The 16500-nt window shown below is 61.5% G+C and carries 16 protein-coding genes; 10 read left to right on the top strand and 6 right to left on the bottom strand.

Features of this window, described 5'->3' with window-relative positions:
- Window positions 1-95 precede the first annotated feature (95 nt).
- Window positions 96-854 carry a DNA polymerase III subunit epsilon gene (gene dnaQ, locus AC1RT4_RS18705; protein WP_115077416.1) on the bottom strand — a complete coding sequence of 253 codons (759 nt, stop codon included), beginning with the start codon at window positions 852-854 and terminating at the stop codon, window positions 96-98.
- Window positions 855-1043: 189 nt separating this feature from the next.
- On the opposite strand from dnaQ, the gene AC1RT4_RS18710 reads away from it, so the two are divergent.
- Window positions 1044-1349, top strand: coding sequence for a DUF2388 domain-containing protein (locus tag AC1RT4_RS18710; protein WP_493086918.1), 306 nt, complete (start codon window positions 1044-1046; stop codon window positions 1347-1349).
- Here AC1RT4_RS18710 and rnhA read toward each other — a convergent pair whose 3' ends face one another.
- Window positions 1350-1811: a ribonuclease HI gene (gene rnhA / locus AC1RT4_RS18715; protein WP_493086920.1), complete on the bottom strand. Its 462-nt coding sequence runs from the start codon at window positions 1809-1811 to the stop codon at window positions 1350-1352. It abuts the gene before it with no gap.
- Window positions 1812-1902: 91 nt separating this feature from the next.
- Window positions 1903-2661: a methyltransferase domain-containing protein gene (locus AC1RT4_RS18720; protein ID WP_007956935.1), complete on the bottom strand. Its 759-nt coding sequence runs from the start codon at window positions 2659-2661 to the stop codon at window positions 1903-1905.
- A 65-nt stretch (window positions 2662-2726) separates the two neighbouring features.
- Between AC1RT4_RS18720 and gloB the strand changes: the two genes are divergently transcribed.
- The 8 genes from gloB (at window position 2727) to fabI (ending at window position 13443) form a co-directional block, all read left to right on the top strand.
- The gene (gloB, locus tag AC1RT4_RS18725; protein ID WP_179695485.1) at window positions 2727-3494 is read left to right on the top strand and encodes a hydroxyacylglutathione hydrolase; all 768 of its coding nucleotides are present in this window, start codon (window positions 2727-2729) and stop codon (window positions 3492-3494) included.
- A gap of 99 nt (window positions 3495-3593) precedes the next feature.
- On the top strand, window positions 3594-5072 hold the full coding sequence (locus AC1RT4_RS18730; protein WP_493086923.1) for a transglycosylase SLT domain-containing protein: 1479 nt from the start codon (window positions 3594-3596) through the stop codon (window positions 5070-5072).
- A 175-nt stretch (window positions 5073-5247) separates the two neighbouring features.
- Window positions 5248-7080, top strand: a complete 1833-nt coding sequence (locus AC1RT4_RS18735; protein ID WP_493086925.1) for an extracellular solute-binding protein — start codon at window positions 5248-5250, stop codon at window positions 7078-7080.
- Window positions 7077-8918: an extracellular solute-binding protein gene (locus AC1RT4_RS18740; RefSeq protein WP_493086927.1), complete on the top strand. Its 1842-nt coding sequence runs from the start codon at window positions 7077-7079 to the stop codon at window positions 8916-8918. The genes AC1RT4_RS18735 and AC1RT4_RS18740 overlap by 4 nt, the downstream gene beginning before the upstream one ends.
- Before the next feature lie 4 nt (window positions 8919-8922).
- Complete coding sequence (locus AC1RT4_RS18745; RefSeq protein ID WP_493086929.1) at window positions 8923-9996, top strand: microcin C ABC transporter permease YejB; 1074 nt, start codon at window positions 8923-8925, stop codon at window positions 9994-9996.
- A gap of 1 nt (window position 9997) precedes the next feature.
- Window positions 9998-11017, top strand: coding sequence for an ABC transporter permease (locus AC1RT4_RS18750; RefSeq protein ID WP_007956945.1), 1020 nt, complete (start codon window positions 9998-10000; stop codon window positions 11015-11017).
- A 1-nt stretch (window position 11018) separates the two neighbouring features.
- A complete protein-coding gene (locus tag AC1RT4_RS18755) occupies window positions 11019-12629 on the top strand; it encodes an ABC transporter ATP-binding protein (protein ID WP_493086931.1) in 1611 nt (536 codons plus the stop codon).
- A 19-nt stretch (window positions 12630-12648) separates the two neighbouring features.
- A complete protein-coding gene (gene fabI / locus AC1RT4_RS18760) occupies window positions 12649-13443 on the top strand; it encodes an enoyl-ACP reductase FabI (protein WP_007956947.1) in 795 nt (264 codons plus the stop codon).
- A gap of 45 nt (window positions 13444-13488) precedes the next feature.
- Here fabI and AC1RT4_RS18765 read toward each other — a convergent pair whose 3' ends face one another.
- Window positions 13489-14352 (bottom strand): LysR family transcriptional regulator, encoded by an 864-nt coding sequence (locus tag AC1RT4_RS18765; RefSeq protein ID WP_493086934.1) that lies wholly within the window; start codon window positions 14350-14352, stop codon window positions 13489-13491.
- A 113-nt stretch (window positions 14353-14465) separates the two neighbouring features.
- Here AC1RT4_RS18765 and AC1RT4_RS18770 point away from each other — a divergent pair, with 113 nt between their 5' ends.
- A complete protein-coding gene (locus tag AC1RT4_RS18770; RefSeq protein WP_493086936.1) occupies window positions 14466-14891 on the top strand; it encodes a VOC family protein in 426 nt (141 codons plus the stop codon).
- A gap of 3 nt (window positions 14892-14894) precedes the next feature.
- Here the strand turns inward: AC1RT4_RS18770 and AC1RT4_RS18775 are convergent, their stop codons facing one another.
- A complete protein-coding gene (locus tag AC1RT4_RS18775) occupies window positions 14895-15860 on the bottom strand; it encodes a sensor domain-containing diguanylate cyclase (protein ID WP_493086938.1) in 966 nt (321 codons plus the stop codon).
- Between the two features lie 61 nt (window positions 15861-15921).
- Window positions 15922-16500: a hypothetical protein gene (locus AC1RT4_RS18780; RefSeq protein WP_493086940.1), complete on the bottom strand. Its 579-nt coding sequence runs from the start codon at window positions 16498-16500 to the stop codon at window positions 15922-15924.

Consider the following 16500-nt stretch of genomic DNA (forward strand, 5'->3'; position numbering starts at 1 on the left):
GGAGCAAATGTGGCGAGGGTGGCCAGTTGTCAGTACTGCCAAAAACAAAGGATCGTCCGGACACGGCGTGGGTGTCTGGACGATCCTTTTTTGTATTACGCCTGGGCTTCGGCTTCCAGCAGCTGAGTCCACAGCGCCGGGGCGCCGGCCGACTTGGCGATGATTTCCAGACGCACCTGATGTTCGGCCAGCTCGGCTTCGGTGGCGCGAATGATTCGCCCCGGCTGACGATCTGCCGGCAGACGACGGATTTCGGTGGCGGAGTTGTCCGCGCCCTCTCCCGTGCCATTGCCGTCGGAGGCGTTGCCGGCCAGCGACAGGCTGGTCTGGCCACCGGTCATGGTCAGGTAGACGTCGGCGAGAATCTCCGAGTCGAGCAATGCGCCGTGCAGCTCACGGCCGGAGTTGTCGACGCCGTAGCGTTTGCACAAGGCATCGAGGCTGTTGCGCTGACCCGGGTGACGTTCCCGGGCCATCATCAGGGTGTCGAGGATCGTGCAGTGCTGCGTGATGTCCGCGCGATCCTGTTGGCCCATCAGGGCGAATTCGTTGTTGATGAAGCCAACGTCGAACGCCGCGTTATGGATGATCAGCTGCGCGCCGTTGATGAACTCGAAGAATTCGTCGGCCACTTCGGCGAAACGCGGCTTGCCGACCAGGAATTCGTTGGTGATGCCGTGAACGCCGATCGCGCCCTCGTCACTCTCGCGATCCGGTTGCAGGTAAACGTGAAAGTGCCGGCCCGTCAGGCGTCGACCGATCAGCTCGACACAACCGATTTCGATAATCCGGTGGCCGTCGGTCACCGGCATGCCGGTGGTTTCGGTATCGAGTACAACGGATCTGGTGGCCATCAGTGTTCAGCTCTCAACGGGGTCAATCGTGCAAAAGCGGCGATGTTAACACGCTCGCGGTACGCGTCGCGCGCCGTCAGGTGACCGGCGCTCATGCAGTTTTTAACAATCATTAGCAATGTTCATAAAGTCAGCGGCAAACGGCCTTGTTAGCGTGCGCGGCTTGTTTCCAGCGGATTTGAACGCGTCATGAAGACTCCATACGTTTTACTGCTCGGCGGCTGCCTGCTGGCGGCCGAGGCGCACGCCACCAGTTTTGTCATCAGCACCGACATCACCATGAGCCTCACGCTCAGCTCCAGCAAAGGCACCAGCGGTTCGTTCAAGGACGACAAGATCGTGCTGGCGGCCAAGGATGATGCAGCGGCATTCGTAGCCAGCAACGGGGACATTCGCGGTGCGCAAATGGAAGCGGCGCTGACGCGAATCCGCAGCCTGCTGCCAGGTCAGTCGTATACCGACCTGCAACTGGCCACGGCCATCCTGATGTTGTGATCAGTCCTGCTTGTAGCCGCGAATCTCATCCACACCGCGGTTGGCCAACTGGTCGGCGCGTTCGTTGCCGTGGTGGCCGACGTGGCCGCGGACCCATTTCCAGGTGACCTTGTGGCGATTGACCTGCTCGTCGAGCTCTTTCCACAGATCGGCGTTTTTCACTGGTTCCTTGGCAGCGGTTTTCCAGCCGCGCTTCTTCCAGTTGGCCATCCACTCGTTGATGCCTTTCATCACGTATTGCGAGTCGGTCACCAGTAGCACTTCGCACGGACGCTTGAGGGCTTCCAGGCCGCGAATCGCGCCGAGCAGCTCCATGCGGTTGTTGGTGGTATTGGCTTCGCCGCCCCACAGTTCCTTTTCGACGCCCTTGCATACCAGCAAGGCGCCCCAGCCGCCCGGGCCGGGGTTGCCCTTGCAGGCGCCGTCTGTGAACAGTTCTACGCTATCGACGCTTTCGCTCATGCCAGTCTATCCAGAAAAATGCGTGGCCTCGCCGATCACGGATCGACAATGGCCGAGGCCGGGATACACCCGGCCATCAATAAAAGAAGGTTTACGGTTCGATGCGCCGGCGGTTGACCTTGGCCATCGGCAGCGGAATCAGCTTGCCCATCGGCTCGCGGCGTTCCTGACGCACCGGACGCAGGCCGACCACGATCTTGCGCGCGACCAGCAGATAGAAGCCGCCGCCCGACAGTTGCCAGTCGCCGGCCTTGCGTTCCCAGCCGGCCAGACGGGCCTGCCACTTGGGTGACGCGAGCGGCGGACGATAGCACCCGAAGCGGCGTTTCTCCAGCGCGAAGCCCAGCAGGTTGAGCCAGTCGGCCACCCGTGACGGCGAGATGCAGCGCGCCTGACGCAACGCATCGTGGGCGAACACATGGCGCAGCCCCCAGGTGCTCCAGGGGTTGATGCCGACGATCAGCAGATGCCCGCCGGGGCGCACGCTGCTGGCCGCTTCACGCAGCAAGCCGTGGGGCGACAGGCAGAAATCCAGGCCATGCTGCAACACCACCACATCGGCGGCGTGCTCGCTCAACGGCCAGGCCTGTTCTTCGCAGACGATCTCCACGCCCGGCAACGGCGCACCGAGCCGCACATTGCGCTGCACCTGCGGCGCCGACGGCGGTGTTTCGGCGGACGGGCCGTAATGCACCAGATAGCCGCCGAAGAACCGCCCCAGCTCGTCTTCGAGCATGCGCCGTTCTTCGTCCAGCAGAAATTGCCCGAGGGGGCCGGACAGCCATTCACGGGCTGCACCGATCAGCGCGAGCCAGTCAGGATCGGCCTGAGCGAACGCTTTATCGATCATTGCATTCTCCAACACGCCAGGAACCTCTAAGATGCGCCAATGTTACCCGCTTGGCGAATTCGACGATGATACAGATCAGTGCCCTGCCCGCCTTCACCGACAACTACATCTGGTTGTTACAGGATCATGCCACCCAGCGTTGCGCGGTGGTCGATCCGGGGGATGCCGCCCCCGTGCAGGCGTGGCTCGACGCGCATCCGGGCTGGGTGCTCGGCGACATCCTCATCACTCACCATCACCACGACCATGTCGGCGGCGTCGAGACGCTGAAAAAGGCCACCGGCGCCACGGTCTACGGACCGGCCAGCGAAAGCATTCCGGGGCGCGACGTGGCCCTCAAGGACAACGACACAGTGCGCGTGCTCGGCTGGGACTTCGACGTCTATGCCGTGCCCGGCCACACCCTGGGACACATCGCCTACTACCATCACGGCCTGCTGTTCTGTGGCGACACCCTGTTCGCTGCCGGCTGCGGCCGCCTGTTCGAAGGCACGCCGCAACAGATGCACCAGTCGTTGAGCCGTCTGGCAGCGCTGCCGGAAGACACGCTGGTCTACTGCACCCACGAATACACCCTGAGCAACCTGAAATTCGCCGCCGCCGTGGAGCCGGGCAACCGAGACATCGCCGCCCGTCTGGAAAAAGTCAGCCAGCAACGAGCCAGCGGCGTGATGACCCTGCCCTCGACCCTGGCGCTGGAAAAGCTCACAAACCCCTTTTTGCGCACCGGTGAAATATTAGTTACACAAAAAGTGGACGAACGGAACGGTCCTCAAAACCGGGCGCCGAGTGAGGTTTTTGCGGCCCTGCGGGCATGGAAAGATACGTTCTAAGTGGCTTACTGCTTGGTACAAAAATTCTGAATGGTTGACCGCAGGGGGTGCGCTTTCTAGAATCGCCCGACATTTTTGCCCGGAACTTACTTCCAGCCAATGTCGTCATCCATACGTAAGTCCGTCAATTCAGATGCATTGACCCGCCTGGCGCAAGCCATCGCGGTGGCTGTGTCCGCCACACTGGCGGGCTGTTCCAGCCATGCTCCGCAGACTGAAGCGACACATACGCCGAACATTGCTGCGCGAGCCAAGCAGAAGCCTATCTGGTTGTCGGAAAAGCCCAGCCCGCAGGTGCCTCAGGACATCTGGGAGCGCATGCGCGGCGGTTTCCAGCTGCAGGAAGGTCTGGGCGTGAACCCGCGCATCGAGCAACAGCGCCTGTGGTTCGCCAGTAACCCTTCCTTCCTCGAGAACGCCGGCGAACGCGGCAGCCTCTACATTCATTACATCGTCGAGCGCCTCGAAGAACGCAACATGCCGCTGGAACTGGCGCTGCTGCCGGTCATCGAAAGCGCCTACAACCCGATGGCCTATTCCCGGGCCGACGCGGTGGGCCTCTGGCAGTTCATCCCATCCACCGGGCGTTACTTCAACCTGCGTCAGACCCGTTTCTACGATGGCCGTCGCGACATTACCGCGTCGACCACGGCAGCGATGGACTACCTGACCCGCCTGCACGACATGTTCAACGGTGACTGGCTGCTGGCCCTGGCCGCGTACAACGCCGGTGAAGGCACGGTCAGCCGCGCCATCGAGCGCAACGAAAAGCTCGGCCTGCCGACCGACTACTGGAACCTGCCGCTGCCGGCGGAAACCCAGGCTTACGTGCCGAAACTGCTGGCGCTCTCGCAAGTGGTGCTGACGCCTGAAGCCTATGGCGTGAACCTCAACCCGATCGCCAACGAACCGTATTTCCAGGTCGTCGAAATCAACCAGCGCATGGACCTGTCCAAGGTCGCGGCGGTGGCCAACATCGACGAAGACGAGCTGTTCCAGCTCAACCCGGCATTCAAGCAGCGCACCACCATCGACGGCCCGCAGCACCTGCTGGTGCCGACGTCGAAGGCGCAACTGCTGACCGCCAGCCTGCAGACCATGCGTCCTGAAGAGCTGATCAGCCCGCGTTCGCTGAAACCGGTGTTCGAAGGCGCCGATCCGAGCGAGATCGCCCAGGCCAAGCGCGCCTATCGGGTCAAGCGTGGCGACAACCTCGGCTCCATCGCCAAGGCCAACAAGGTCGAGGTCAAGGACCTGCAACGCTGGAACAAGCTGACCGGCAAGAACCTCAAGGTCGGCCAGACCCTGGTCATGCGCGACACCACACAGCCCACGCCTACCCGCAAGAGTAGCGGACGCATCAATACGGTCGTCGCTGCCAACAGCAAGACCAGCAGCAAGGCCAAAGACAAGGACGACACCAAGCAGCAGACCCAGTACAAGGTCAAACGTGGCGACACGCTGTACGTGGTGGCCAAGCGCTTCAACGTCGAGATGCAGCACCTCAAGCGCTGGAACCCCGGCGCTGGCAAGGCGCTCAAGCCTGGGCAGATGCTCACGGTCTACCAGCCGCACTGACAAAGAGCCCCTGAACTTCAGGGGCTTTTTTTCGCCTGTCATTTTTTGATATTTCCGTAGATCGGCACAGACAGCTCCCACAATTAACCGCGCATTAAGTCCCTGTCTTTTTCCTGTCCATACAAGCTGTTACTGTACGGCCCACAAAGCCCAAGCCGCCTGGATCGGATCTGACTTGAAGCGTCCCCTCCTCCTGCTCCTGATCAGCCTGGCCTTGAGCTCCCCCGTCAGCGCGACGATCACCGAAAGCCACGGTTATGCGCAGTTCGGCACGCTCAAGTACCCGGCCAGATTTACCCACTTCGACTGGGTCAACCCGCAAGCGCCCAAGGGCGGCACCTTGCGGGTGATGGCGTTTGGCACCTTCGATACGCTCAATCCCTATACCTTCAAGGGCACCAGCCCGGTTACCACCCCCAATTTCCTGCAGTACGGCATCAACGAGCTGAACGAGCCGTTGATGGTCGGCACCGGGCAGTATTCGCCGTCCGGGGACGAGCCGGCCTCCAGTTACGGCCTGATCGCCCAATCGGTGGAGTACAGCGAAGATCGCAGCTGGGTGGTGTTCAATCTGCGCCCGCAAGCGCGCTTCCACGACGGCACGCCGATCACCGCGTACGACGTGGCGTTCTCCTATCGCCTGCTGCTCAAGGAAGGTCATCCGCTGTATCGCACCGCCCTTCAGGAAGTGCTCCGCGTCGATATCCTCAACCCGCAGCGCATCCGGTTTGTGCTCAAGCGCAGCGGCAATCCGCTGCTCATCCTGCGCCTTGGCGAGTTGCCGGTGCTGCCCCAGCATTACTGGAAGGGCCGCGACTTCAAGGCGACCACCTTCGAGCCGCCGCTGGGCAGCGGGCCGTACCGCATCACCTCGGTCACGCCGGGGCGGCAGTTGATTTTCGAGCGGGTCAAGGACTACTGGGGCAAGGACCTGCCGGTCAATCGCGGCAAGTACAACGTCGACCGCATGGAAGTCGAGTTCTACCGCGACAGCGATGTGGCCTTCGAAGCCTTCAAGGCCGGCGAGTTCGACATCTATATCGAGCACCAGGCGAAGAACTGGGCCAACGGCTACAACTTCCCGGCAATCCGTCGCGGCGACGTGATCAAGGCGCAGATCCCGCACCAGATCCCGACCCAGAGCCAGGGTCTGTTCACGAACACCCGGCGCCCGGCCTTTGCCGATATCAAGGTGCGCGAAGCCCTGGGCCTGATGTTCGACTTCGAATGGACCAATCGCGCGCTGTTCAGCGACGCCTACAAACGCACCACCAGCTACTACCCCAACAGCGAATTCAGCGCCGTCGGCCTGCCGGTCGGCCATGAATGGCTGATGCTCAAACCGTACAAGGATCAACTGCCGGCGCGCCTCTTCACCGAACCGTTCACGCTGCCGCAGACCGATGGGCGCGGCATTCCCCGGGAAACCATGCGCAAGGCCCTGGCGCTGCTGGCCGAGGCCGGCTGGAAGCTCAACGGCCAGCGTCTGCAGGACGCCGCCGGCCAGCCGCTGCGTTTCGAGTTGCTGCTGGTCAATCCGAACCTTGAGCGAATCCTCCAGCCGTACATCGAGAACCTCAACAGCATCGGCATCGACGCGCGCCTGCGCACGGTGGATCGCGCCCAGTACAAACAGCGTCTGGACCAGTTCGATTTCGACATGATCCTGATGACCCTCAACCAGACTCTCAGCCCGGGGCTGGAACAGTGGCAGTACTTCCACTCCAGCCAGGTCGGGGTCAAGGGCAGCAAGAATTACGCGGGCATCGCCAACCCGGTGGTCGATCACCTGCTCGAGCAACTGCTCGCCGCCCGCACCCGCGATGAACAGGTCGCCGCCGGCAAGGCACTGGACCGCGTGCTGCTCTGGCAGCACTACAGCATTCCCAACTGGTACCTCAATTATCACCGTCTGGCGTACCGCAACCGGTTCGCCTTCGTCACCACGCCGCCCTACACCCTGGGCCTGAGCGCGTGGTGGCTGAAATCTTCGGAGAAAGATCGATGAAGCCTATCCGCGCCCTGCTCGTGCAGGCCAGCGGTCTGCTGTTCGCCGGGCTGGCCTTTGCCGCCCCGCAACACGCCGTGACCCTGTACAACGAGCCGCCGAAATACCCCGCCGACTTCAAGCACTTCGATTACGTGAACCCCGACGCACCCAAGGGCGGGATCTTCCGCCAGGCCGGTTTCGGCGGCTTCGACAGCCTCAACCCGTTCATCAGCAAAGGCGTGCCGGCGGACGATATCGGCCTGATCTACGACACCCTGGCCAAACAGGGTCTGGACGAGCCGTTCACCGAATACGGCCTGATCGCCAGCAAGATCGAAAAAGCCCCGGACAACAGCTGGGTGCGCTTCTACCTGCGTCCCGAAGCGAAGTTTCACGACGGCCACCCGGTACGCGCCGATGACGTGGTGTTCAGCTTCCAGACCCTGACCAAGGAAGGCGCACCGATGTATCGCGGCTACTACGCCGACGTTGAAGAAGTGATCGCCGAAGATCCGCTCAAGGTGCTCTTCAAGTTCAAGCACACCAACAACCGCGAACTGCCGCTGATTCTCGGCCAATTGCCGGTGCTGCCGAAACACTGGTGGGCCGAGCGTGATTTCAACAAGGGCAACCTGGAAATCCCGCTGGGCAGCGGCCCGTACAAGGTCACCGAAGTGAAGGCCGGACGCTCCGTGCGTTATGAGCGGGTCAAGGATTACTGGGGCAAGGATTTGCCGGTCAATCGCGGCTTTTACAACTTCGACGTGATGACCACCGACTATTACCGCGACAACACCGTCGCACTGGAAGCCTTGAAAGCCGGGCAGTTCGATTACTGGCTGGAAATGGCCGCGAAAAACTGGGCCAACGCCTACAACGTGCCGGCAGTGACTGAAGGGCGGCTGATCAAGGAACAGATTGTCAACAGCAACCCGACCGGCATGCAGGGCTTCGTCTTCAATTTGCGCCGCCCGGTGTTTCAGGACGTGCGAGTACGCCAGGCCCTCGGCCTGCTGTTCGACTTCGAATGGACCAACAAGCAATTGTTCAACGGCGCTTATGCGCGCACCCGCAGTTACTTCGAAAACTCGGAAATGGCCGCTACCGGCCTGCCTGATGCAGAGCAGGTGGCGATCCTCGATCCGTTCCGCAGCAAGCTGCCGGCGCAGGTGTTCAGCGAAGCCTTCGAGAATCCGAAAACCGACGCCAGCGGCATGATCCGCACGCAACAGCGCGAGGCGTATCAGTTGCTGCAAGAGGCTGGCTGGAAGATCGTCGACGACAAAATGGTCGACGCGACCGGCAAACCGGTGGTCATCGAGTTCCTCCTGGCGCAGACCGAATTCGAACGCGTGTTGTTGCCGTTCAAACGCAACCTCAGCGACCTCGGCATCGATCTGGTGATTCGCCGCGTCGACGTCTCGCAATACGTCAATCGCGTGCGCTCGCGAGACTTCGACATGATGGTCGGCAGCTTTCCGCAGTCCAACTCGCCAGGCAACGAGCAGCGCGAATTCTGGATGAGCGCCGCCGCCGACAAGTCCAGCAGCCGCAATTCGATCGGGCTCAAGGACCCGGTGGTCGATCATCTGGTGGAAAACCTGATCAACGCCGATTCGCGCAAAAGCCTGGTGGCCCACGCCCGCGCCCTCGACCGTGTGCTGCAATGGGGTTACTACGTGGTCCCGAACTGGCACATCAAGACCTGGCGCGTGGCGTACTGGAACCACATCGGCCACCCGAAAGTCTCCCCCAAATACGACATCGGCATTAACACCTGGTGGGTCAAACCCGATACTCCACCTGCGGTAGAAGTCGAAACCCAACTGCAAGCCGACCCTGCGGGCACGGAGTAATCAGATGCTGGCGTACATTTTTCGGCGACTGCTGCTGATCATCCCGACCCTGTTCGGCATTCTGCTGATCAACTTCGTGATCATCCAGGCCGCGCCCGGCGGGCCGGTGGAACAGATGATCGCCAAGCTCGAAGGTTTCGAAGGCGCCACCAGCCGCATTGCCGGCGGTGGTTCCGAGGTGTCGGTGGCCGGCTCTTCCTATCGCGGAGCGCAGGGCCTGGACCCGGCGCTGATCAAGGAAATCGAGAAGATGTACGGGTTCGACAAGTCGGCCCCGGAACGTCTGTGGATCATGGTCAAGAACTACGCCCGGCTGGATTTCGGCGACAGCTTCTTCCGCGACGCCAAGGTCATCGACCTGATCAAGGAAAAGATGCCGGTGTCGATCTCCCTCGGGCTGTGGAGCACGCTGATCATGTATCTGGTGTCGATCCCGCTGGGGATCGCCAAGGCCACGCGGCACGGCAGTCATTTCGACGTCTGGACCAGTTCGGCGATCATTGTCGGCTATGCGATCCCGGCGTTCCTGTTTGCGATTCTGCTGATCGTGGTGTTTGCCGGCGGCAGTTATCTGGACTGGTTTCCGTTACGCGGACTGACCTCGAACAACTTCGATGAGCTGAGCCTGGGCGGCAAGGTTCTCGATTACTTCTGGCACCTGGCGCTGCCGGTGACGGCGCTGGTGATCGGCAACTTCGCGACCATGACCCTGCTGACCAAAAACAGCTTCCTCGACGAAATCAACAAGCAGTACGTGGTCACCGCCAAGGCCAAGGGCCTGACCCGCCACCGTGTGCTCTACGGCCATGTGTTCCGCAATGCGATGCTGCTGGTGATCGCAGGTTTCCCCTCGGCATTCATCGGCATCTTCTTTACCGGTTCGTTGCTGGTGGAAGTGATCTTCTCCCTCGACGGCCTTGGTCTGATGAGTTTCGAAGCGGCGATCAACCGCGATTACCCGGTGGTGTTCGGCACCCTGTTCATCTTCACCCTGCTGGGGCTGGTGGTGAAACTGATCGGCGACCTCACCTACACCCTTGTCGATCCGCGTATCGACTTTGCCAGCCGGGAGCATTGAGATGAACCTGTCCCCTCTCAACCGCCGGCGCTTCGAACTGTTCAAGGCCAACAAGCGTGGCTGGTGGTCGCTGTGGCTGTTCCTGATCCTGTTCGGCCTGAGCCTCGGTGCCGAGCTGATCGCCAACGACAAACCGCTGGTGGTGCACTACGACAACAACTGGTACTTCCCGGCGATCAAGCGTTACCCGGAAACCACCTTCGGCGGCGAATTCCCGCTGGAAGCCAACTACAAGAGCCCGTACATCCGCGAACTGCTCAAGGCCAAGGACGCGTGGGTGCTGTGGGCGCCGATTCCGTTCAGCTACCAGAGCATCAACTACGACCTGAAAGTCCCGGCCCCCGCCCCGCCGTCGGCGGACAACCTGCTGGGCACCGACGATCAGGGCCGCGATGTGCTGGCACGGGTCATCTACGGCTTTCGGGTGTCGGTGCTGTTCGCCCTGACCCTGACCGTCCTCAGCTCGATCATCGGCGTGATCGCCGGCGCCTTGCAGGGCTTCTATGGCGGCTGGGTCGATCTGGCCGGCCAGCGCTTTCTGGAGATCTGGTCGGGCCTGCCGGTGCTGTACCTGCTGATCATCCTCGCCAGCTTCGTCCAGCCGAATTTCTGGTGGCTGCTGGGGATCATGCTGCTGTTCTCGTGGATGAGCCTGGTGGACGTGGTGCGCGCCGAGTTCCTGCGCGGGCGCAACCTCGAATACGTGCGCGCAGCCCGGGCGCTGGGCATGCAGAACGGCGCGATCATGTTCCGCCACATTCTGCCCAACGCGATGGTTTCGACCATGACCTTCATGCCGTTCATCCTGACCGGCGCCATCGGCACCCTCACTGCGCTGGACTTCCTCGGTTTCGGCTTGCCGGCCGGCAGTCCGTCGCTGGGCGAGCTGGTGGCTCAGGGCAAATCCAACCTGCAGGCGCCGTGGCTGGGCATGAGCGCGTTTGCGGTGCTGGCGCTGATGTTGAGTTTGCTGGTGTTCATCGGCGAGTCCGCTCGCGATGCCTTCGACCCGAGGAAGTGACATGAATCAGGACAATCTGATCGAAATCCGCGACCTGGCCGTCGAATTCGGCATCGGTGATCGCGTGCAACGGGTGGTCGAAGGCGTGAGTTTCGACATCAAGCGCGGCGAAACCCTGGCGCTGGTGGGCGAGTCAGGCTCGGGCAAGTCGGTGACGGCGCATTCGATCCTGCGCCTGCTGCCCTACCCGCTGGCGCGGCATCCGGCCGGCAGCATCAATTATTCCGGGCAAAACCTGCTGGAACTGGGCGAAAAGACCATCCGTCACATTCGCGGCAACCGGATCGCGATGATCTTTCAGGAGCCGATGACTTCGCTCAACCCGCTGCACTCGATCGAGAAGCAGATCAACGAAGTGCTGGGCATCCACAAGGGCCTGACCGGCAAGGTCGCGACCAAGCGCACGCTGGAGCTGCTGGAGATGGTCGGCATCCCCGAGCCGCACAAGCGCCTCAAGGCCCTGCCCCACGAATTGTCCGGCGGCCAGCGCCAGCGCGTGATGATCGCCATGGCCCTGGCCAACGAGCCGGAACTGCTGATTGCCGACGAACCGACCACCGCGCTGGACGTGACCGTTCAGCTGAAAATCCTCGACCTGCTCAAGGAATTGCAGGCCCGATTGGGCATGGCGCTGTTACTGATCAGTCACGATTTGAACCTCGTGCGAAGAATTGCGCATCGAGTATGTGTCATGCAGCGCGGTTGCATCGTCGAACAGGCATCGTGCGAAGAGCTGTTCCGTTCGCCACAGCATCCGTACACTCGGGAACTGCTTGGCGCGGAGCCCAGCGGAGGCCCGGCGAGCAATAAAATCGGCGCGCCGCTGCTTGAAGTCGAGGATCTGAAAGTCTGGTTCCCGATCAAGAAAGGCCTGCTCAAACGCACGGTGGATCACGTCAAGGCAGTGGACGGCATCAATTTCAGCCTGCCTCAGGGTCAGACTCTCGGGATCGTGGGGGAAAGCGGTTCCGGTAAATCCACCCTGGGTCTGGCGATCCTGCGGTTGATCGGCAGCAAAGGTGCGATCCGTTTTGAAGGCAAGCAGCTAGACTGCCTGACGCAAAGCGAAGTCCGGCCGTTGCGTCGGGAGATGCAGGTGGTGTTTCAGGATCCGTTTGGCAGCCTGAGCCCGCGGATGTGCGTGAATGACATCGTTGGCGAAGGCCTGCGGATCCACAAGATGGGCACCGCCGCCGAGCAGGAAGCGGCGATTATTGCGGCATTGAAGGAGGTAGGTCTGGATCCGGAAACCCGGCACCGCTACCCCCACGAATTTTCCGGTGGGCAACGGCAGCGAATTGCCATAGCCCGGGCTTTGGTGCTCAAACCGGCGCTGATCCTGCTGGACGAGCCGACTTCGGCGCTCGACCGGACGGTGCAGCGGCAAGTGGTGGAGCTGTTGCGTTCACTGCAAGCCAAGTACAACCTGACGTATTTGTTCATCAGCCATGACCTGGCTGTTGTGAAAGCGCTGAGCCACCAGCTGATGGTGGTCAAGCATGGCCACGTGGTCGAACAGGGAGACGCGCAAAGTATCTTTGCCGCCCCCCAACATCCGTATACACAGCAGTTGCTGGAGGCCGCTTTTCTGGCACCAGCCACTGCGCAATAACCTGAAAGAGGAGCAACACATGGGTTTTCTCGCCGGTAAGCGCGTACTGATCGTCGGTGTCGCCAGCAAGCTGTCCATCGCATCCGGCATCGCTGCCGCCATGCATCGCGAGGGCGCTGAGCTTGCCTTCACTTATCAGAACGACAAACTGAAAGGTCGCGTGGAAGAGTTCGCACAGGGCTGGGGTTCGAGCCCTGAGCTGTGCTTCCCGTGCGACGTGGCCAGCGATGAAGAAATCGCCAAGGTCTTCGAAGAACTGAGCAAGAAGTGGGACGGCCTGGACTGCATCGTGCACTCCGTCGGCTTCGCCCCGGGCGACCAACTGGACGGCGACTTCACCGAAGCCACCACCCGTGACGGTTTCCGCATCGCTCACGACATCAGCGCCTACAGCTTCGTGGCCCTGGCCAAAGCTGGCCGCGAAATGATGAAAGGCCGCAACGGCAGCCTGCTGACCCTGTCGTACCTGGGCGCCGAGCGCACCATGCCTAACTACAACGTGATGGGCATGGCCAAGGCTTCGCTGGAAGCCGGCGTACGTTACCTGGCCGGTTCCCTGGGCCCGGACGGCACCCGCGTCAACTGCGTATCGGCCGGTCCGATCCGCACCCTGGCAGCGTCGGGCATCAAGAACTTCCGCAAGATGCTGGCGGCCAACGAAGCGCAAACCCCACTGCGTCGCAACGTCACCATCGAAGAAGTCGGCAACGCCGGCGCCTTCCTGTGCTCCGACCTGGCGTCGGGCATCAGCGGTGAAATCATGTACGTGGACGGCGGCTTCAACACCACCGCCATGGGCAACATCGAAGAGTAATCTTCGCGCTGCCGATAAAAAGCCCGCCTATTCAGGCGGGCTTTTTCATGCCTGCGATTCCAGGCAACGGGTGAACAATTGTTGAATCGGTTGAGAACGCTGGCTGTAGCGCTGCAGCACCACCATTTCCCGATAGAACGTCAGTTCTCCCAGTTCGATCACCCTCACCTTCAGCGGATGCTCCAGCCATAGCCCGGCCCTGGGCAACAACGAAACCCCGAGCCCGCACTCGACCATCTTCACGATCGCTTCGAGCTCATCCAGCTCAAGCGCTACGTGGACATCAATGCGCTGCTCGCGCAGAAACTGCGTCACCAGCCGGCCACCAAACGAGTTGCGGTCATAACGCACGTGAGGATGCTCGGCCAGCAGTTGCAGCGGATCATCGCCCTCGACCGTTGTCGGCACGATCAGCACAAACGGCTCGCGACGGATCACCTGCGACGACAGCTCCTTGGGCAATTCGAACGGTGGCCTGATCATGATCGCCAGATCGACTTCCCCGGCATCCACCTGGCTCAGCAGGTTCAGCGACACACCCGGCACCAGCTTCGGCTCCACGCCCGGCGCCTGTTGCCGCAAGCGCAACAAGGCCTGAGGCAACAACCCGGTTTGGGCGGTCGCCACAGCGCCGATTTTCAGCTCACCGCGAAACTCGCTGACATCTTCGCTGACCGCCATGCGGCTGAAGGTGGCGAGCATTTCCTGCGCCATCGGCACTGCGCGCTGCCCGGCCGGATTAAGGATCGCCTGTCGCCCGGTGCGATCGAACAGTCGCACGCCCAAAGCCTGCTCCAGATTGCGAATCTGCGCGCTGACCGCCGATTGCGTCAGGCCGATATGCAGACCGGCGGCGGCAAACGTGCCATGCCGCGCCACCGCCAGAAAGGTTTTCAGTTCACGCAGCATGGGCGCCTCGACTGATCGAAATAATTTGAGCTCGGCGCAAAAACTATCGTCTTTCAATCGAAAAGCACAGCGCTAGACTCAGTTCATCCCAACCGTTGATAGAGACCGCGCCTATGTCACTCAGTCCTTTCCACCTGGCCATTCCGGTGTACGACCTCGCCGCCGCCCGGCATTTTTACCGTGAAGTGTTCGGACTCGAAGAGGGTCGTTCCAGCGATCACTGGGTCGACTTCAATTTCTTCGGCCATCAACTGGTGATTCACCTGGCGCCGAAAAACGCCTCACAGGAAGCCGCGCACACCAACGCCGTGGACGGGCATGACGTGCCGGTGCCGCATTTCGGTGTGGTGCTGGGGATGGAGGAATGGCACGCACTGGCCGATCGCCTGAAATCACTGGGCACGCGGTTTGTGATCGAACCGGGGATTCGCTTTCAGGGACTGGTGGGCGAACAGGCCACGATGTTTTTGTTCGACCCCTGCGGTAACGCCCTGGAGTTCAAGGCGTTCAAGGACATCGGGCAGTTGTTTGCCAAATAAGCGTCAGATTCGCTTCAGGGCTTGCTTGTGGGCATACATCGCCCCATCCGCATCCGCCAGCAGCTTGTCCACGGTGTCATGGCGCTGCGGGTTGTATTCGATCTGGCCGACGCTGAAGCGAATCGCGTAACCGCGGTGCAACGTGGCATTGCGTTCTTCGAGGATTTCCTTGAGGCGCGCCATGATCGCCGTGGTTTCAACGTGGCTTGAGCCAGTCAGCAGCGCCACGAACTCATCGCCGCCCAACCGCCCGACCACATCGCTCTCGCGGAAAGCGATGCGCAGCACATCGGCGAAGTTCTTCAGCGCGCTGTCGCCCTCGGCATGCCCATAAAGGTCGTTGATCTGCTTGAAGTCATTGAGGTCGAAAAACAGCAGCGTCGCCGGTTTTTCCAGGCGTGCGCAGGCGTCGAGCGCGTGCTGGGCGAGCATCTTGAAGCCGCGCCGGTTGGACAGCAGCGTCAGCTCGTCCATGCTCGCCATCTGCACGGCCATCAATTCCTGTTCGGCCATGCCGGCGAGATCGCGCAACAGGTCCCGTTCTTCGTCGTCGAGTTCGCGGGGTTTGGTGTCGATCAGGCACAAGGTGCCCATCTTGTTGCCGTTGGGCACGGTCAGCGGATAACCGGCGTAGAAGCGGATGTTCGGATCGCCGATCACCAGCGGATTGTCGTGAAAGCGCTCGTCCTCGCGGGCATCGCGCACCAGCAGCAGTTCGTCCTTGAGAATCGCGTGGCCGCAGAACGAAACGTCTCGTGGGGTTTCGGTGGCGTCCAGACCCACGCAGGACTTGAACCACTGCCGATCCTTGTCCACCAGCGTGACCAGTGCGATCGGCACGTTGAACAGACGTTTGGCCAGTCGCGTCAGCCGGTCGAAACGCTCCTCCGGTGCGGTGTCGAGCAGCTTCAGGTCCTGCAGCGCTTGAATGCGCACAGCTTCATTGGCGGGTTTGCCGGGTACCAGCATCACACACTCCTTTGTCGTCGATGCACTTGAGCGTAGACCGAATCAGCAATGACTCAACTTCTCATCCGCCGGCCACCGGACACGGCCCGCCTGCATCGGCCCACAGTTTGAACTGGGTCACGAAGATGTCGTGCGGCACCGGCACCGGCGCGCGCCCGGCCCCGGGATTCCAGCCCCAGAGCACCAGTTTGTCCTCGTTGACGTGTTTGATCAGCGCGGCAAAGTCCCGGTCACCGTTGCTGGCGCGGTCCTTGATCATCGCGCACAAGCGATCCGGCGGCAGGCCGATCCAGGCCATTTTGTGCGCGGCTGGCGGCAGGCTCCAGTGCGGCGCCCCCGGTGGCGCGTGAGGGCCGTAACTGGCCGGCGGATTGCTTTCGGCGTGGCAGGTGGCACAGGGCAAACCGGCCGCGCCCTTGCCATCCATGCCGCGTACCACGCTCATGGCGTGGGGAATGCCGGCATCGAACTGCAACGGCGAATCGCCGGGAATGTGGCAGTTCTGGCAGCGAGGGCTCTGGAAGACTTTCTGCACCGTGTCGAAGGCCTTCAAAGCTTCCTGATCGTCAGCGAACAGATCCGACGCGTAACCGCCCAGCCCAAGCAGAATCACCGTGCCCAACAACAGATGTCGTTTCAT

It is taken from the genome of Pseudomonas sp. GW821-FHT11D10, assembly GCF_058808435.1.

What these genes read in the sequence shown, in the direction of transcription:
- dnaQ (WP_115077416.1), bottom strand. Translation starts at nt 854, where the DNA reads ATGGCCACCAGATCCGTTGTACTCGATACCGAAACCACCGGCATGCCG.
- AC1RT4_RS18710 (WP_493086918.1), top strand. Translation starts at nt 1,044, where the DNA reads ATGAAGACTCCATACGTTTTACTGCTCGGCGGCTGCCTGCTGGCGGCC.
- rnhA (WP_493086920.1), bottom strand. Translation starts at nt 1,811, where the DNA reads ATGAGCGAAAGCGTCGATAGCGTAGAACTGTTCACAGACGGCGCCTGC.
- AC1RT4_RS18720 (WP_007956935.1), bottom strand. Translation starts at nt 2,661, where the DNA reads ATGATCGATAAAGCGTTCGCTCAGGCCGATCCTGACTGGCTCGCGCTG.
- gloB (WP_179695485.1), top strand. Translation starts at nt 2,727, where the DNA reads ATGATACAGATCAGTGCCCTGCCCGCCTTCACCGACAACTACATCTGG.
- AC1RT4_RS18730 (WP_493086923.1), top strand. Translation starts at nt 3,594, where the DNA reads ATGTCGTCATCCATACGTAAGTCCGTCAATTCAGATGCATTGACCCGC.
- AC1RT4_RS18740 (WP_493086927.1), top strand. Translation starts at nt 7,077, where the DNA reads ATGAAGCCTATCCGCGCCCTGCTCGTGCAGGCCAGCGGTCTGCTGTTC.
- AC1RT4_RS18745 (WP_493086929.1), top strand. Translation starts at nt 8,923, where the DNA reads ATGCTGGCGTACATTTTTCGGCGACTGCTGCTGATCATCCCGACCCTG.
- AC1RT4_RS18750 (WP_007956945.1), top strand. Translation starts at nt 9,998, where the DNA reads ATGAACCTGTCCCCTCTCAACCGCCGGCGCTTCGAACTGTTCAAGGCC.
- AC1RT4_RS18755 (WP_493086931.1), top strand. Translation starts at nt 11,019, where the DNA reads ATGAATCAGGACAATCTGATCGAAATCCGCGACCTGGCCGTCGAATTC.
- fabI (WP_007956947.1), top strand. Translation starts at nt 12,649, where the DNA reads ATGGGTTTTCTCGCCGGTAAGCGCGTACTGATCGTCGGTGTCGCCAGC.
- AC1RT4_RS18765 (WP_493086934.1), bottom strand. Translation starts at nt 14,352, where the DNA reads ATGCTGCGTGAACTGAAAACCTTTCTGGCGGTGGCGCGGCATGGCACG.
- AC1RT4_RS18770 (WP_493086936.1), top strand. Translation starts at nt 14,466, where the DNA reads ATGTCACTCAGTCCTTTCCACCTGGCCATTCCGGTGTACGACCTCGCC.
- AC1RT4_RS18775 (WP_493086938.1), bottom strand. Translation starts at nt 15,860, where the DNA reads ATGCTGGTACCCGGCAAACCCGCCAATGAAGCTGTGCGCATTCAAGCG.
- AC1RT4_RS18780 (WP_493086940.1), bottom strand. Translation starts at nt 16,500, where the DNA reads ATGAAACGACATCTGTTGTTGGGCACGGTGATTCTGCTTGGGCTGGGC.